Source organism: Aliivibrio friggae, from assembly GCF_057368515.1.
In genome coordinates this window covers 65,867-84,070 of record NZ_CM170648.1, presented here as the reverse complement: position 1 = coordinate 84,070, position 18,204 = coordinate 65,867, and the positions used below count along the sequence as shown (strand labels likewise).

Sequence of the window (18,204 nt, the reverse complement as noted above, 5' to 3'; positions counted from 1 at the left end):
AGCATTTGCTTCACAAAGCCGATGACTTCAATGCAGTGGTAAATAGAAGTGTCGATCAGATCATTTTAATATCAATTTTTTGATTCAGTGGCTTAATACGATCATGCAATTGTTGAATTTCAATCTTAATCATATCTTGCAGACGAGCTTCTGCTTTAGTTCGAACTAAATTGTCTTTCATTCGATCTTGTTTTGCGAGTTCTTGTCTTGCATCACCGCGTGGCATGTCTTTGACTACATGAAATAACTCAGATAACGCTGGGTAATCTTGTTCAACATCAATACGGTCATCTTCTTGTAGATAATCCATAATGCTGTACAAACGAATCGCCAACTCAGAGTGATCACATTGCTCTTGCATACCAGCCTGACAAAGCAGCACCACATTCTCAAAAATATTGGCGTTACGTTTTTGTATCGCCAATTTTCTGTGTTGTTCTTGCAGTTCCTTCTGCTTTTTTAACTTCATCAGTAAACTGCCAGCATAACCGGCTAGTGCAAGAATAATTGCACCGCCAAGCAGTGCTAACAGGGTTACTGTAGACATAATTACTTAAAGTCATCCATGTTGAAGTCATCAAATTCCGCTAGTAGATCGTCATCGCTTTTCGCTTTGCGCTCTGCAAACTCAGGGAATTCTGCAATCTCTTCTTCTGATTCTGTTTCTTCGTCATCTAATAAGCCTAAACGACCCATTAAGTGCTCGATACGTGCCAATTTCTCATCCACGTATTTCTGAAGACCAGTACCTAGGTTCTCACCATTATCGAGACGGTCTAGAAGAACCATTAGCTGTGCATCATTTTCTAACATCGCAAGCTCTTGCTCATTCGTTAGACGACGCTCTTGCTTACTTGTTTTCTTCTTCTCTTCAACAACAAGTTGAATTGGTTTTTTACTACCAATACGAGGATCTTTTTTCTGAGCGAAACGACGATTTTGTTCTGCGTTACTTTCAGCATTACGAGCACCGGCTTTTAGGCCTTTACGCTTTCTTTTACGCTTGATTTCGCGGCTGTCTACGTCACGATCAGTACGGTTACGTGTTACAACTACTGGCTCACTCGCCATTCCCGGAGTACGGGCTTTTTTAATACGGCTCATTACTGGGTTTTCCTCAGTAAGATGACATCATCTCCAACAAATTCTAGCTCAAGTCGGTAGCGTTTTGCTACAAACTCAAACGTTTCCCTGCAGAAGAAGCTGACATGGGTTAAATCACTCTTGTAATGCCAAGTGGCAAACGCGCTTTCGTCCCTGGCTAGTTTCGTCATGATACCTAACCAACCTCCAGGTTTTATCAAGCTCAATAACAATTCCAATTCGTTTTGAGGTTGATAAAAATGCTCAATGGCTTCTGTACAACTGACGAAGTCATACTGCTTATTGAACACGGACTTATCTGGTGTGTAATAAATATCATAGAGTTCGATATGGTGACCGGCCTCTCTCATCATATGAGCAAGCAATGGTCCAGGGCCACATCCAAAATCTAGTCCTTGTTGCGGTGTCTCACCAACACGTTGCAACAGCGGCTCAGAAAATCGAGATAAGAAGGTTCGGTACCCTTCATCTTCAAGATTATTTTTATGGCAATCATAGTGCGCTTTTTCTGCTTTTGCGTCGAAACGATCTGCCTCATCCACATAAATAAGATAGCAGTGCTGACAGCGATAATAGCGTCGGTGCTTATCTTGGTGGAATTTATCAGCATGTAAATGCTGACACAAAGGGCAAGGCTGCATCATAAGCTCACTACTGCTCCCTGAAAATTCTAGGGGCGGAAGTATACCCGATACTGGTGCAAAGATAATCGTTTTAACGTTTTTTTTCATAAAAAAAGCAGCTACAAGAGCTGCTTTTTAAAATTTGGACTCTTATTGAAGAGTTTACATTAATAATTAATGTAAACCACCAACGTATTTAGACAATGTTGAAATGTCTTCATCCGTCAGTTTCTTCGAAATATCTCGCATCATCGCGTTCATATCATTAGAACGATCACCTGAGCGGAATTTTTCTAACTGCGCTTTAATGTAATCAGAGTGTTGACCTGAAATCTTAGGAAAACCAGACAATGATGTACCATTACCACGAGGACCATGACATGCAACACACGCCGTAATTCCACGTTCCATATCACCCGCTAAGTACAAGGCTTTACCAACAGGAATCGACTCTTCTGGTGTTGTATTATCAGCCATCGGTAAAGAGGCATAATACGCGGCAATATCCTTAGCTCCTTGCTCATCAACGCCCATCGCCATTGCACCCATTACTGGGTCCATACGACCTTGTTTACCTTGAGTTTGCATACCTAATTTAAATTCATTAATTTGCTTTTCAAGATAACCTGCGTGTTGACCTGCTAGGTTTGGGTATTGGGTCAAAGCACTATTACCTTCTTGACCATGACACGCCGTACATGTTGCAGATTTTTGCTTTCCAGCTTCGATATCTCCTTGAGCCCATATTGAGCAACTAGCTAGGAGAGTTAATATCAGCGCTAATTTTTTCATGACATTCCATTTATTATTATCGTTCCCTCACAATGAGTTATCCTTTTTAATAGGATTTATTTACATTGTGTTGGATATTAAGCTTCCAGTACCGCTCTAAATTGGCTACAGCATGGTACAATGAGCGACCTTTACCGTTTTTGTTCTAAGTTTGTCACCATAACGTTAATAGTGACATCCTTAATGCGGTTATTTTACACATTTTCACAAAAAAGTAATCAGCTGACTACAATAATCCTACTTGGATCATTATCTACAGCTTGGTTTCCTTCGAGACGGAGTTAACAGTGAGCAAAATCATTCACTACCAAAAGACGCACTTCATTACCAGTGCACCAGATATTCGCCATCTACCTGAAGATGAAGGTATTGAAGTTGCCTTCGCTGGCCGTTCGAATGCGGGTAAATCAAGCGCATTAAACCGCTTAACAAACCAAAGAGGCTTAGCTAAAACATCTAAGACTCCTGGTCGTACGCAATTAATTAACTTATTCAAAGTTGATGAAAACTGCCATATCGTGGATTTACCAGGATACGGCTTTGCTCAAGTACCAATTGAGATGAAAAAGAAGTGGCAGAAATCTTTAGGTGAATACCTACAGAAGCGTCAGTGCTTAAAAGGCTTAGTGGTATTGATGGATATCCGTCACCCGCTTAAAGATATTGACCAACAACTTGTGTTTTGGGCTGTTGATCAAAATATTCCAGTACAAATCTTATTAACTAAAGCTGACAAGCTGAAAAGTGGTGCGCGTAAAGCTCAAGTGCTAAAAGTGCGTGAAGCTGCAGTAGATTTTGGTGGTGAAGTGGTGGTTGATGCATTTTCTTCATTAAAGGGCATTGGTGTTGATATTCTTCGTGCCAAGCTAGATACATGGTTTGCACCGGCTTTTGAGATCGATGATGAGTTCATTGAAGGTCTAGATACTGAATAAACAGCACATATAGATACAGCCTGTGACAAAAAATAACCCCACCTTAAGTGGTGGGGAAATGGGAGAGATAAAGAGGTGTTTTTATTTTTCTGTCGCGCATAATGCTACAATCTTCTCTTCGAAACAAATCCCCGAAAAAGCCAAATCTCTTTAAGAATTAATAATACGCTTAAAAACAACAAATCTGTCTTGAAAACCATCAAGAAACACACCTATCCATTTAAAAACAATTAGTTAAGATAATTATGTAAATTAATTATCAATAAAATAACTTGTAGTAAAATTACATATATTGAAAGAGAAGAAGAAAGGAAAAAGTGGAGATAAAACCGAAAGATGAATTTTTAGAAGGCCAGAAAGAAAAAACGCCCCAGTCAAAAAGGTTGACTGAGGCGGCTGAATTTAGCCAAATCCAATAACGTGAAACAAAAGGTCTGAAAGATAGAACATCTTTACCTCTGTACCCTACGCAGATAAATGTACAACAAACGAACAGTTTTGAAAACCTTTTTTTGTAATTTTTTTTCAGTTTCGTTCATAAAAACACAACATTCATCTGATGGAGGTCACTTTATTTTAGGTAAAAAAAAGCCAACGCGTGCGCTGGCTCATAGTTTTAGTTTTAGATGTAACTTAGTTACAATTCAGTCAGTAATAAGTTTTATCATTTTTATAACAATATCGTTAGCTTAGTGGGCTTCATCCCAGTTGTTACCAAAATCACTCTCAGCAATTAATGGCACATCTAACTCTACTGCACTTTCCATTAATGCCGTTACTTGCTTAGTCACGTCTTCTAATGCGTCTTCTTTCACTTCAAAGACCAATTCATCGTGTACTTGCATTAGTAAGTGAACTTGACCATTCCCTTCTGCTTCAATCCAGTTATCCACTAAGATCATTGCTTTCTTAATGATATCAGCCGCAGTACCTTGCATTGGTGCATTGATTGCAGCACGTTCAGCTGCTTTACGACGCATCGCATTGCGAGCATTGATTTCAGGCAAATGTAGGCGACGGCCATATAAGGTTTCTACATAACCTTGTTCTGTTGCTAACAAACGAGTTTCTTCCATGTATTGCATTACACCTGGGTAACGCTCGAAATACACATTCATGTAATCTTGAGCTTCACCACGAGAAATCCCAATTTGTTTAGCAAGACCAAATGCACTCATGCCATAGATCAAACCAAAGTTGATGGCCTTAGCACGGCGACGATCTTCAGAGGTCACTTCTTCTATTGATACGCCCTTCACTTCTGCAGCGGTTGCTGAGTGAATGTCTTTACCTGCCGAGAACGCTTCTAATAACGCTTTATCTTGAGATAAGTGCGCCATGATACGCAATTCAATTTGAGAGTAATCGACTGCTAGGATTTTCCAACCATGAGGAGCAACAAACGCTTGGCGAATACGACGACCTTCTTCATTACGAATAGGGATATTCTGTAGGTTTGGATCGGTCGATGATAAACGACCCGTCGCTGTGACCGCTTGATGATAAGAGGTATGCACACGACCCGTCGTTGGATTAATCATCTTTGGAAGTTTATCGGTATAAGTCGACTTTAATTTTGCTAAGCCACGGTATTCTAAAATCAGCTTAGGAAGTTCATACTCTAAAGCCAATTCTTGCAGTACTTCTTCATTAGTTGAAGCTGCGCCTGATGGTGTCTTCTTAATGACTGGCAGTTCCATTTTCTCAAATAGAATCGCTTGCAGCTGCTTTGGTGAATTCATGTTGAACTCTTGGCCTGCGACTTCATACGCTGCTTTTTCTAGCTCATCTAAGCGCTGCCCAATTTCAAGTGATTGTGCAGAAAGCAGCATGTCATCAATATAAACCCCTTTTCTTTCCATACGAGAAAGTACAGAGATCAAAGGAAGTTCAATATCAGTAAATACTGTGTTTAACTTCTCATCCGCCACGAGTTTTGCGTGTAATACGTTATGTAAACGCAGCGTGATGTCAGCATCTTCAGCGGCATAAGGTGCCGCTTCATCTAATGCGATTTGGTTAAACGTAAGTTGTTTCTTACCTTTACCTGCGATCTCTTCAAAAGATATGGTGTTATGTTGCAGATAACGTAGAGCTAGGCTGTCCATGTTGTGCTTGCCTGCCACACTGTTATAAACGTATGACTCCAACATAGTATCGAATTTAATGCCTTTCATCTCGATATCGTAACGCGCTAATACACTTGCATCGTATTTTAAGTTTTGACCCACTTTTGCTTTGTTGTCGTCTTCTAAATACGGTTTTAATTGCTCAAGAACCCAATCACGATCAAGTTGCTCAGGGGCATCAAGATAGTCATGAGCAACAGGAACATACGCAGCTTCGCCTTCTTCGATAGCAAATGACAAACCAATCAGGTTAGCCACCATGTAATCTAAACTGTCTGTTTCTGTATCAAATGCAGCGACTTCTGCATTATTTAATTTTTCTAACCAAGATAGAAATGCTTCTTTGGTTAAAATAGTCTCGTACTTTAAACGATCTATTTGAGCAGCAACAATTGTTTCTTCTTCAGCTTCATTAGCACTGTCTGATGAGCTCGTTGCTCGATTTACTGATGTTTCATGTGAAACGATCTTACCGTCACTGCCGTCTAACATTTCAGTTAGCCAGCGCTTAAAGTTCATTTGACCAAACATCTGAATTAATTCATCAACATCTGGGGCTTGTTTTACAAGCTCTTCAGGTCGCTGCTCTAATTCAACATCAAGCTTAATGGTCGCTAGTTCATAAGAAAGGTAAGCCCCTTCTTTATTCTCTTCTAACTTTTTCGCCATGCCTTTTGAGCCACGGAAACCTAATGGTGCAATATCATCAAGATTGGCATAAAGGGCATCTAAGCCACCCACACCTTGTAATAGTGCTCTTGCTGTTTTATCACCAATGCCAGGAACACCCGGAATGTTATCTGAGGTATCACCCATCAGTGCGAGATAATCAATAATCAGCTCTGGTGGCACGCCAAATTTCTCTTCAACACCTTCAGGTCCCATGATCACATTTGTCATGGTATTGATCAGAGTTACGTTTTCATCAACCAATTGCGCCATATCTTTATCGCCAGTACTGATCAGTACTGGAATACCCGCTTTTGATGCCTGCGATGCTAACGTACCAATCACATCATCGGCCTCTACCCCTGAGATAGAGATCAGTGGTAAGCCCATTGCTTTGATCAGTTTATGTAGAGGTTCAATTTGACAACGTAAATCATCCGGCATAGGTGGACGATTCGCTTTATACTCTGGATACATGTCATTACGGAAGGTTTTTCCTTTCGCATCAAAAATAACCGCAACACGATCCGTTTCAAATTGTTTTAGAAGACTACGTAGCATATTGATAACGCCATACACCGCACCCGTTGGTTGGCCGTCGCCATTAGTAAAATTAGGCGCTGCGTGATACGCACGGAAAAGATACGAAGAGCCATCCACTAAGATGAATGGATTATCAGGAATTCTTGCCATAGTCGGTATTATCCAGAGGTTATTATGATCAATGAGTTTCATTTTATACCCAAGTAACTTAAAGATGCCAGTTTCAGTACGAATTGCTTGGTTTTTAGGCTTCAAACTGCTCAATATCGTGGGTTCTTGCTTTTCTTTACTTTAATTAATAGAAATAGAACTCTTTTCTTAGGCATCTTCTGTGGATAACTCTGTTTGTAATTATTTTTTGGTTAATTAATAACTAATTTATCAATTCAAAAAAATACAATTAAAAACTAAAAAATCAAATAGTTAGATCTAAAAAAACGATCAACAAAGAGATCCTTACTTGATCATGCTTTGTGGACAATAATATTAACCTCCTTATTTATGTATGAAAAAAGACCGCTTTAAAAGCTCATTATTTATAAAATAGTCACTAGAAACTCAAAAAACAGACAAAAAAAAGCGGCGTCTTCGATAAGAAGCGCCGCTCAGCAAAAAAAGAATAATGGTGTCGTTAACTTAGAAACGCCACCACCACTCATAGAGCTGATTTATACTGGAAGCAATGTGAGCAATGTCGTGCCTTCTTGAAGTTGTGCGGGGTAAACCGTAGTGCGTAACTCCCTGAAGACAATGTAATAATAACCATTCTCATTTAGATTGCAATAGGTTAATGAGAAAAGATCTCAACTAATTTATAAAAACGTTTGTTTTCATGTTGTTATGATATAAAAAAGGCCAGCACATTGCTGACCTTACTCTTGTATTTTTCTTTAACACTACGACTGAGAAGCTGATGTCGCCAATTGATGCCCTTCTGAGGTTAACTTACGAATTAAGTAATTCAGTAGCACACCATACATTGGGACAAATAAGCCTAAGCTAATCACTAATTTTACACCGTAATCAACCAACGCAATTTCAGTCCAATGTTCCGCCATGAAAGCATCAGGGCTGTGATAAAAAGCAATAGCAAAGAATGCTAAGGTATCTATCGCATTACCAAACAATGTTGAACATGTTGGAGCAACCCACCACTGTTTTAGCTGACGAAGACGGTTAAACACATGAACATCTAATATCTGTCCCAGTAAATAAGCCATAAAGCTTGCGATCGCAATACGAGCAACAAACAAGTTAAATTCACCCAGTTGTGAAAAACCTTGATATTGACCTTCAAAGAAAATAACCGATAAGAAATAAGAGACCGCTAATGCAGGCAACATAACAAAGAAGATGATACTTCTTGCCATTTTTGCCCCAAAAATACGAACTGTTAAGTCTGTTGCTAAGAAAATGAAGGGAAAAGTAAATGCACCCCATGTGGTGTGAAACCCAAACAAAGTGAATGGGATCTGAACCAAATAGTTACTAGATGCAATAATTACAAGGTGGAATACGACAAGGAAAGATAAAGCATTGCGCTGTTGCGCGGGCGTAAATGTACTCATATAAGTACCTTTTTGTCATTGGGGGCGAGGGAACCCAAATTAAACACAAAGCTAAAATCACCGTTTATTTACGTAATGACTCTAGCCAATTTTCAGGGCGGTGATTATACATTAACCGCTTTTGATCACAAGAGCCGCTTAAAACAAACCTGCAATAAACGCCAACTCTTCTTGATGTTCGGTGCGAGCTAAGGCTTCAAGCCATACCGAATTCGAATAATGCTCAGCGCGTAACATAAATTGCGCGCCTTCAAAGTCGATTAACCACGAGTGTAAATCCGCATCCATTTGCTGCTCAGTGATCTTGGCATCCATAGCGCTCACTAACTGCTTACCTATCGTTTCAAAAGAATCAAAATCAAACTCTGGAATAGAAAAGATGATCCGTCCCGCGTCTTTATCAAACTCAATTACTGAAAATAGACTCATGACTTATCCTTGTCCGGTTATGTGCATTTCAATCAAATCCAAGAATGGATCAGCGTATTTTTCTAGTTTCTTTTGCCCTACTCCATTAACCGCCAACATTTCACCATACGAGGTCGGCGTGATATCAGCCATGTCCATTAAGGTCGCGTCACTGAAGACAACATAAGGCGGTAAGTCATCGCGATCTGCAATCGACTTTCTCAATTTACGTAACTTGGCGAACAACTGCTTATCGTAATTACGGTTATTGAGTTTCTCTGATTTTGCTGTTTTCGCCGCAATATCTAAACGCGGAACAGCAAGCTCTAAGGCTTCTTGTCCTTTTAAGATAGGACGGGCTTCTTCTGTTAATTGTAAGGTCGAGTTTCGCGTAATATTCTGCGCTAATAATCCTTTATGGATCAGCTGGCGAATAATACTCACCCAATACTCATGGCTGTGTTCTTTACCAATACCATAAGTCGATAACTTATCATGTCCGTGCTCTCGAATACGGGCAATCTTCAGCCCTCTGAGTACTTCCACTACATAGCCAACACCAAAACCTTGGTTTACTCGATATACACACGATAGTGCTTTTTGTGCAGCTTCTGTACCATCAAACTGTTTTGGTGGGTCTAAACAGACATCGCAGTTACCGCAAGGCTTAGCGCTGTATTCTCCAAAGTAGTTTAATAGTACTTGGCGACGACAAGTTTGGGCTTCAGCAAAAGCGGTCATGGCATTCAGTTTATGGCTTTCTACCAATTTTTGAGGACCTTCAGGCTTCTCTTCTACCAACTTTCTTAGCCATACAATATCGGCAGGATCGTATAGCATTACCGCTTCAGCAGGTAGGCCATCGCGCCCTGCTCTACCCGTTTCTTGATAGTAAGATTCAATGTTCTTAGGAATATCAAAGTGTGCGACAAAACGAACGTTTGATTTGTTGATCCCCATACCAAACGCCACCGTAGCGACAACGATCTGAATATCATCACGTTGAAACGCTTCTTGGACATAGTTGCGCTCATCCAAATCCAAACCAGCATGATAAGCCGCTGCTCGAATATGGTTATTGCAGAGCTTTTCCGTCAGCATTTCTACTTTCTTACGACTACCACAATAGATCACGCCACACTGGTTTTTCTGCGTGGCAAGATAGCGCACAATTTGGCTTACGGGTTTGTGTTTCTCTAATACGGTATAGCGGATATTAGGGCGATCAAAACTGCCCAAATATTCATGAGGATTTGGTAAGGAGAGGCGGCTTAAAATGTCTTTACGTGTTGCTTCATCCGCCGTCGCAGTTAGAGCCATAATCGGAACAGCTGGAAAACGTTGTTTAATTTGTCCAAGTGATGCGTATTCTGGACGGAAATCGTGACCCCATTGTGAAATACAGTGCGCTTCATCTACTGCTATCATGCAAAGATTTAAGGACTCTAAACGATCCATAAAATCACGCATCATCACGCGTTCAGGAGAAACATACAGCATTTTTACCACGCCAGAGTTAATACGATTCCAAATCGAAATTTGCTCTTCACGATCAATGGTTGAGTTTAAGCATTCCGCCTTTACTCCATTAGCTTTAAGTTGATCAACCTGGTCCTTCATTAATGAAATTAAAGGAGAAATAACCAAGGTTAACCCGTCAAAAACCAATGCGGGTATCTGATAACAGAGAGATTTACCCCCGCCCGTAGGCATGATAACGAGGCTGTCTTTACCATCAAGGACGGCATTGATGACTTCTTCTTGTCCAACACGATATTCTTGGTAGCCAAACACGTCTTTTAAAACAGTGTAACTCTGTGAAACCTGTTCTGCTGGCTGCTCTGCGATAATGCTGGACATAAAAAACTCATCAATACTATGGGAGGCTCATTCTACCTATGGTTATTGGTGAGGAAAAGAGCAATAGGAAAATACTAGGCACATTCGACACTCCCCTCTATACTTCGTCGCATAACAACTCATACAAGGTGTGATCATAAAACCACCTTTCCCGTTACATTACTTCGTTAAGAATCGACTTATGCCAACCACTGAAATCGAACAACAGCGCACTCGTCAGGGTGTCTTTTTTGCTCTTAGTGCTTACACCATGTGGGGTATTGCACCTATTTATTTTAAAACCATCAGTGAAGTGTCGCCTTTTGAGATTTTAAGTCACCGTATTATTTGGTCTTTCTTTTTTCTAGCTGGATTGCTGTTTCTATCTAAAGGATGGAAAACCGTTGCCAATACATTAAAAGATAAACGAAAAATGGGTTATCTAATGACAAGCAGTGTGTTGATAGGCGCTAATTGGTTAATTTTCATTTGGGCTGTCACTGCTGATCACATGTTGGATGCCAGTCTCGGCTATTTCATCAACCCCATTTTTAATGTCATGCTCGGTATGATCTTTTTAGGGGAACGATTACGAAAATTACAGTGGCTTGCAGTTGTTTTTGCGGCTATCGGCGTTCTTATCCAATTAATCACATTTGGATCGATACCTATCGTTGCGTTAGCCCTAGCCTGTAGTTTTGGGTTTTATGGACTATTACGTAAGAAAGTAGCGATGGATGCGCAATCAGGCTTATTTATTGAAACCTTGGTTTTATTGCCAATCGCAGCAACCTATTTGCTATTTATTGCCAACTCTCCAACCTCAAATTTTGCAGAGAACTCAACCAATCTAAATTTACTCCTAATTGCCGCAGGGATTATCACTACGGTTCCTCTGCTTTGCTTTACTGGCGCAGCAACACGATTAAAGCTATCAACGTTAGGTTTCTTTCAATACATAGGGCCAAGCTTGATGTTTGTTCTTGCGGTGGGTCTTTACGGTGAAGCATTTAGTACAGATAAAGCGATTACTTTTGTCTTTATTTGGGGTGCGTTGATTATATTTACTACGGATGCATTATTATTCAAAAAGAAGAAAATTGCATCATAACTCTAAAGTATTAAACAATTACTTACACTATAGCCACAAAAATATTATAAATAATAGAGCTAGTTTATAATATATAAATATATTATGTGAGAATCGTAAAAAAACCATGAAATCTATTACTTATTATGTGACACTAGTTTAATAAAAATAAAATAAACTATTGATAATATTGTAATTAGGTATCTATTATGGCTAGGTGTACGAAATGTAATACGGAGCTACCGCTCTTACCAACAAAAAGAAGTTTTGTGGAAAAACACATAACTAAACGCGATACGAAAAAATTCAAATGCCATGGCTGCAATGAATTACAATTCATAAGCCCATTTACGTCAAGAAAAGTAGATGCCGCATAGAAATAAAAAAAGAGAGCATATTTGCTCTCTTTTTTTATTTTCGAATCACTTAAATTTACATTGATTCTAATTTTGCATATTGAGTGACAAGCCACTTAATACCTTCACCGTTAAAGGCTACTTGTACTCGGCCTTGTGCACCAGCACCTTCAAAGTTAATGATTGTACCTTCACCAAATTTAGGGTGCTTAACTCGTTGCCCTAATGCATAGCCAGTTTCATTAAAGTTATTATTAATCGCTTTCTGGCCAAATCGACTGTCAGATGAACCCTCTTGAGAACCATAACCACCATAAGACCCCGTTCGGCTTACTTTAGCCTTCATACGAACTTCTTCAACACAATTAGTCGGGAGCTCTTTAATGAAGCGTGACGGTTTGTGGTATTTCTCTTGGCCATACACCCGGCGCGTTTCTGCATAAATAATATACAGCTTTTCCATCGCACGCGTCATACCAACATAACAAAGACGACGTTCTTCTTCTAAACGCCCTGCTTCTTCTGCTGACATTTGGCTTGGGAACATCCCTTCTTCAACACCCACCATAAATACTAATGGGAATTCCAACCCTTTAGCACTGTGTAATGTCATCAGTTGAACCGCATCTTCAAACTCATCTGCTTGGCCTTCACCTGCCTCTAATGCAGCATGAGTTAAGAAAGCAGTTAAGTCTGTCATCTCTTCTGCTTCTTCTGGCTTATCAAACTGACGAGTTGCCGTTACCAATTCTTCCAAGTTCTCAATACGGGCTTTTGATTTTTCGCCTTTCTCTTGCTCATACATCGTAAATAGACCAGAGCTTTTAATCACTTGGTCCGTTTGTTCATGTAAACGACAGTCACGAGTATCATCTTCTAATGCATTAATTAGCTCGATAAAACGGCTTAATGCACCGGCAGCACGACCCGGTAATACTTGCTCTTCAATCAAAGCAAGACTGGCTTGCCACATGGTCGCTCCACGTTCACGCGCTGCAAAACGTACTGTTTCTAATGTTTTATCACCCAAGCCACGCGTTGGTGTATTTACAACACGCTCAAAAGCCGCATCATCATGACGATTGTTCATTAAACGAAGGTAAGATAAAGCATCTTTGATCTCTTGTCGTTCGAAGAATCGCATACCACCATAAATTCGATACGGTAATCCTGCTTGAATTAAGGCTTCTTCTAATACACGAGATTGGGCGTTATTACGGTACAAGAACGCTGAATCTTGCAGTGCTCCACCGTTATCACGCCACTCTTTAATTTTACCTACAGCAAAACGGGCTTCATCCATTTCGTTATAAGCAGAATAAATAGAAATCAGATCGCCATCCGCGTCTTCAGTCCATAACTTCTTACCCATGCGCTCAGTATTATTACTAATCAGTTCATTGGCAGCGTTTAGAATATTCGCAGTTGAACGGTAGTTTTGCTCTAAACGAATGGTCTTAGCACCCACAAACTCATCTAAGAATTTTTGAATATTTTCGATCTGAGCACCACGCCAACCGTAAATAGACTGATCATCATCACCCACGATCATCACTTTACAATCAGAGCCAGCCATCATGCGTAACCATGCGTATTGGATGTTGTTGGTATCTTGGAATTCGTCGACCAAAATATGCTTGAAACGCGCTTGATAATGTTCACGTACGTGTTTGTGATCACGCAGTAATTCATGCGCTCTAAGTAGGATTTCAGCAAAATCAACCAAGCCTGAACGATCACACGCTTCTTGATAAGCGGTATAAACTTTTAGCCAAGTCTGAGCGATAGGATCATTAAATGTATTGATTTGATGAGGACGTAGACCTTCGTCTTTCTTACCATTAATAAACCAAGCTGCTTGACGTGCAGGCCAGTTTTTATCATCCAAATTCTGAGCTTTGATCAAACGTTTTAATAAACGCTGCTGATCATCTGAATCAATAATTTGGAAACCTTCTGGTAATTTCGCATCCAGATAATGTGCACGAAGAATACGATGACAAATACCATGAAAGGTACCGTTCCACATCCCGCCAGCACTGCCATGCATTAACTCTTCAATACGACCACGCATTTCTGCCGCCGCTTTATTGGTAAATGTCACTGACATAATAGAGAAAGGAGACGCTTGTTCGATTTGCATTAACCATGCGATACGATGAACAAGTACTCGAGTTTTACCACTACCGGCACCCGCAAGTACAAGCATGTTTTCTAACGGAGCGGCTACGGCTTCGCGTTGTTTGTCATTAAGACCATCAAGAAGAAAAGAAACGTCCATCACATCACACTGGTTATTTATACATGTGCGTGAAGTATATACTGAAATGAAGTGAGACCCAAACGCCGAGGGGGGATTTACCTTTAATTGAGCAAAGCTAAGACTGACTTCGACTTAGCTTATACTTAATATGCCTTCGCTTTAGTTTATAAGAAAGCTTAGGCTTGTTTTGCCTTACATTGTTGCTGTCCGCTACGATAAGGAAGAATACAAGCTTCTTGCTCACCATTAGAAACCACCTCATAAAACTGAGGTAAATTGAAGTTCACTTTATCTGGATTCGCTAAGTCCACATTGTTACGACTTGAGGTGTAATAATGATTAATGCTGTTTACCATGTCATCTTTACTGCCATAACATTGGTGGTAAATCTCAACCTTATTCTCTTCATCTAAGACGTAAATATTAAAACCTTCATCCTGACTGTCATCAAAAAAGAACTGAATTAAGCCTTCACTGGCAAACGAATCTACCGCTTCAGGAATCGCAACACCACTACTATCGCCAAGAGGAATCGTCGTTGAACCAATCGCTTTATTGGTTGAAATACTTGAATAGAATTGAACTGAATCTTCCAATTTCTGAATCGATACACCACGGCGTTCAAAGAATAAACCATACATGGTCGAGCCAATTTTAATGCCTTTAAAGCGACGGCGTTTTTCGTTATTTTCAACCGGTTTTAGACGAAGTTCGATACACTCAGCCAACAATTGATAGATATTATTACGAATAATACCGCGCATTTGTTTACTGTAGCAGAAGACATCTACCGACTCAGGGCGAGTAGCATCTTGGTGCATTTTACATAGCACGGTTTTAAGCGCATCTAAAATTGCCGTTTCACCACTGAAGTTAAGTGTTCTTACTTCATGCCATGAATTGCGATATACCAAGTCGACACTGCCGATCAAATTATTCTGGTCGCTACCACAACTAAAGATATCAGCATCCGTCTGATTCATACGCTCAGGCTTCATCTTCAATGTTTCAGTTGGGTCATTTTCCAAATTAATAAAAATAGAAAGTTGGCGAACCTCACATGGGCTACCTAACTCTTCTTTGGTTGGTTGTGGCATATGTACTGAGAAGGTATTTCTTAGATCACTCACCATTTGATAGAACTTATCAATGTTCAAATCAGCCTGACGAACAACCGCATCTAATCGTGTAGATTCCGTTAGCAAACCATTAAAGAATGCCCACGCAACTAATTTACTTAAATATCTATTGTGCTCGAGATATTTTGCACCCATCAACTCTTTTGCAATTAATGGTTGTTTGTATACATACCAACCTGCTTTATTAATGCCGTTATCTTGTACTTCTATAAAACTTAAATCAGCTTCATGCAAGTCTGGCGAAATTTGCGGATTGAGTAACGTTACTTTGCCTGGGAGCTCTTCAAATGCGGCGTAAAGTTTACGAGCAAGAATACTGATATCTTCAGGGCTTATCGACGACGTTATGTCATTATTACGAGCAAAACGGATCAAGTTACGATAACTTTGCATTAACGCTTCTAGTAGATCGTTATGCGATTTTTTAACTTGTTCCACTTTCCACGTACGACGAGAATCAAGCTCAACAATCGTTGCTTGAGACCAACCCCATTGTGAGGTTAATTCAGTTAGCGCTTTGCGACGCCACTCTACAGAGCCTTGTCCTTGTCGACGTGACAATTTCTCATGTGTTTTAAGATAGAAACTGCGACGTACTAATTCTAGACGAGATGCGTCATTGGTACGCTCAAGATAACGCGTGACTTTTTCTAGCATCAGGTAATACGCATCCATACCGTAGAGATCAGGCTCATCGGCAAAGAATCGACGTTTACTATCAATACTTAATAATTGAGTGTGTGGGTATTCCCACGAATAAGCTTCTAACAAGATCGCTTTTAGCACCGACTTAAACGGTGAATCGATACTCTTATAGAGTTGCCATAGGCTAGAACCAAAGTACTCTTCTGCTGGGATATGATTAAGGCGTCCAAAATCAATCCACTGATCTCTTTTTATTACACCTTGAGAGCACAGCTGATCGACATATTCATCATAGCTTTCTTCCATTTCTGGAGGAATAATTTGCCATAACAGTTGCTGCCCACCAAGACATACAGCAGTACGGTAGAACTCATCTAATAATAATAAATGCTGCGAAGAACCACAGTTATCGCCCGTCATCTCTTCAGAATAAGCTTCACGAAAACGATTCTGTTCCATTAAGAAAAAGTTCGCTTCAATGTAAAACTGCTCTGCCCACTCAGTTAAAGCATCACACTTTTTCTGCAATAACGCTTTTTTATCTGCGGGAAGATTTTCTGGAATGCAGACCCAAATATCAAGATCACTGCCAATGGTTTGGCCAATAGAAGAGGTACTACCCATAGAATACAAACCAAGAATATTGCCTTGGTTAGAGGTAGATAGAGGGTAACGAAGCGTCAGTTGAGCCATCCACTCACGCTGCTTCTTATTTGCATGAAACTGTTTAATACCACTAGGTGCACCTTCAACAAAGCCCGGAAGTTCCGAGTGATTGAAATGCAATAGCAACGGCAATTGATGGAAGATCTCCTGCCCAAGTGGTTTCATTAATGCTAACGCACGCTCTATACGTTGTTCAGTAAGGCGTTGTTGTCGAGCAATTAAAGTTTCAATATAGGTTTGCAAATAGAAAGCCTAGTTTATCTTTGTCATCAGTGATGACGGTTAATATTGAATACCATTTACTCAATACCGACGGTAAAACGTGATCAAGATAACACTTTTAATAATGCTCGTAAAGTTTACACGCTTACAACAATATGGGTGTCCATACTATTTCGGTGTCGTTTTTAACCTATAATCACACTGTTGTCATCCTGTATTTTCACCTCACCCTCAAGTAGTGGTAGGATAAGGCAATTATTTTGATCGGATACTACTATGTCACAGCAATTACCAGTTCGAATTGCCACTCGAAAAAGCCCTCTGGCTCTATGGCAAGCTCACTTTGTTAAAGATGCACTGCAAACGCTTCACCCAGGTTTGGAAGTAGAACTAGTTACCATGGTAACTAAAGGTGACATCATTCTTGATACACCATTAGCAAAAGTTGGCGGAAAAGGATTATTCGTAAAAGAACTTGAAGTGGCTATGTTAGAAGGTCGTGCTGATCTTGCGGTTCACTCAATGAAAGATGTGCCTGTTGAGTTCCCTGAAGGGTTAGGCTTAGTGACGATTTGTGAGCGTGAAGACCCACGTGATGCATTTGTATCTAATACTTATACTTGTATTGAAGACTTACCACTAGGTTCGGTTGTGGGTACTTGTAGCTTACGTCGCCAGTGCCAATTACAAGAAGCTCGTCCAGATTTAATTATTAAAGAGCTTCGCGGCAATGTGGGTACTCGTCTACAGAAATTAGACGATGGTAATTATGACGCGATCATTCTTGCCTGTGCAGGTCTTATCCGTCTTGGTCTAGAAGATCGAATCAAAAGCTCAATTGAACCAGAACAATCTTTACCTGCCGTTGGCCAAGGTGCTGTTGGTATAGAAACTCGTCTAGATGACACTCGTATTCGTGCTCTACTTGAACCACTTAATCATCCAGAAACCGCACATCGAGTTCTGTGTGAACGAGCAATGAACAACCGCCTTGAAGGTGGCTGTCAGGTTCCTATCGGTAGTTATTCATTAATTGATGGTGACCAAATCTGGTTACGTGCTTTAGTTGGTGAACCCGATGGCACTATCATGGTTCGTGGCGAAATTACTGGACCAGTATCAGATGCAGAAGCATTAGGTACCCAATTGGCTGAGCAACTACTTAACGATGGCGCGAAAGATATTTTAGATCGCCTATACGCAGACGCTTAAT

14 protein-coding genes are annotated in these 18,204 nt (G+C 40.2%); 3 read left to right on the top strand and 11 right to left on the bottom strand.

All coding sequences use genetic code 11. The annotated features are described in order from the left end of the window. Positions 1-55: 55 nt before the first annotated feature. The 4 genes from AC2INI_RS00350 to AC2INI_RS00335 form a co-directional block, all read right to left on the bottom strand. Positions 56-547, bottom strand: a complete 492-nt coding sequence (locus tag AC2INI_RS00350; protein WP_122033376.1) for a DUF2489 domain-containing protein — start codon at positions 545-547, stop codon at positions 56-58. 2 nt (positions 548-549) lie between these two features. Next, entirely contained in the window at positions 550-1,104 is a 555-nt protein-coding gene (gene yihI / locus AC2INI_RS00345) for a Der GTPase-activating protein YihI (RefSeq protein ID WP_122033377.1), read from the bottom strand. Continuing rightward, a complete protein-coding gene (locus AC2INI_RS00340) occupies positions 1,104-1,745 on the bottom strand; it encodes a class I SAM-dependent methyltransferase (protein ID WP_486305676.1) in 642 nt (213 codons plus the stop codon). Before AC2INI_RS00340 ends, yihI begins: the two co-directional genes overlap by 1 nt. 156 nt (positions 1,746-1,901) lie before the next feature. After that, complete coding sequence (locus tag AC2INI_RS00335) at positions 1,902-2,519, bottom strand: c-type cytochrome (RefSeq protein ID WP_486305068.1); 618 nt, start codon at positions 2,517-2,519, stop codon at positions 1,902-1,904. A 287-nt stretch (positions 2,520-2,806) separates the two neighbouring features. On the opposite strand from AC2INI_RS00335, the gene yihA reads away from it, so the two are divergent. Continuing rightward, a complete protein-coding gene (gene yihA, locus AC2INI_RS00330; RefSeq protein WP_486305067.1) occupies positions 2,807-3,454 on the top strand; it encodes a ribosome biogenesis GTP-binding protein YihA/YsxC in 648 nt (215 codons plus the stop codon). A 402-nt stretch (positions 3,455-3,856) separates the two neighbouring features. On the opposite strand, the gene spfP is transcribed toward yihA, so the two are convergent. The 5 genes from spfP to recQ form a co-directional block, all read right to left on the bottom strand. Next, positions 3,857-3,904 carry a small protein SpfP gene (gene spfP / locus AC2INI_RS00325; protein WP_438616993.1) on the bottom strand — a complete coding sequence of 16 codons (48 nt, stop codon included), beginning with the start codon at positions 3,902-3,904 and terminating at the stop codon, positions 3,857-3,859. A gap of 239 nt (positions 3,905-4,143) precedes the next feature. After that, entirely contained in the window at positions 4,144-6,945 is a 2,802-nt protein-coding gene (gene polA, locus AC2INI_RS00320) for a DNA polymerase I (protein ID WP_486305066.1), read from the bottom strand. 746 nt (positions 6,946-7,691) lie between these two features. Then, positions 7,692-8,363: a 7-cyano-7-deazaguanine/7-aminomethyl-7-deazaguanine transporter gene (locus tag AC2INI_RS00315; protein WP_122033380.1), complete on the bottom strand. Its 672-nt coding sequence runs from the start codon at positions 8,361-8,363 to the stop codon at positions 7,692-7,694. 138 nt (positions 8,364-8,501) lie between these two features. Beyond that, on the bottom strand, positions 8,502-8,792 hold the full coding sequence (locus AC2INI_RS00310) for a DUF3630 family protein (RefSeq protein WP_122033381.1): 291 nt from the start codon (positions 8,790-8,792) through the stop codon (positions 8,502-8,504). Positions 8,793-8,795: 3 nt separating this feature from the next. After that, positions 8,796-10,631 carry an ATP-dependent DNA helicase RecQ gene (gene recQ / locus AC2INI_RS00305; RefSeq protein WP_486305065.1) on the bottom strand — a complete coding sequence of 612 codons (1,836 nt, stop codon included), beginning with the start codon at positions 10,629-10,631 and terminating at the stop codon, positions 8,796-8,798. Between the two features lie 181 nt (positions 10,632-10,812). On the opposite strand from recQ, the gene rarD reads away from it, so the two are divergent. Next, entirely contained in the window at positions 10,813-11,721 is a 909-nt protein-coding gene (gene rarD, locus AC2INI_RS00300; protein ID WP_122033383.1) for an EamA family transporter RarD, read from the top strand. Positions 11,722-12,132: 411 nt separating this feature from the next. Here the strand turns inward: rarD and uvrD are convergent, their stop codons facing one another. Together uvrD and AC2INI_RS00290 are read right to left on the bottom strand one after the other, a co-directional pair. Then, entirely contained in the window at positions 12,133-14,337 is a 2,205-nt protein-coding gene (gene uvrD / locus AC2INI_RS00295) for a DNA helicase II (RefSeq protein WP_486305064.1), read from the bottom strand. Positions 14,338-14,495: 158 nt separating this feature from the next. Continuing rightward, positions 14,496-17,012 carry a class I adenylate cyclase gene (locus tag AC2INI_RS00290; protein WP_486305063.1) on the bottom strand — a complete coding sequence of 839 codons (2,517 nt, stop codon included), beginning with the start codon at positions 17,010-17,012 and terminating at the stop codon, positions 14,496-14,498. Between the two features lie 255 nt (positions 17,013-17,267). On the opposite strand from AC2INI_RS00290, the gene hemC reads away from it, so the two are divergent. Continuing rightward, positions 17,268-18,203: a hydroxymethylbilane synthase gene (hemC, locus tag AC2INI_RS00285; RefSeq protein ID WP_486305062.1), complete on the top strand. Its 936-nt coding sequence runs from the start codon at positions 17,268-17,270 to the stop codon at positions 18,201-18,203. Position 18,204: the final 1 nt, after the last annotated feature.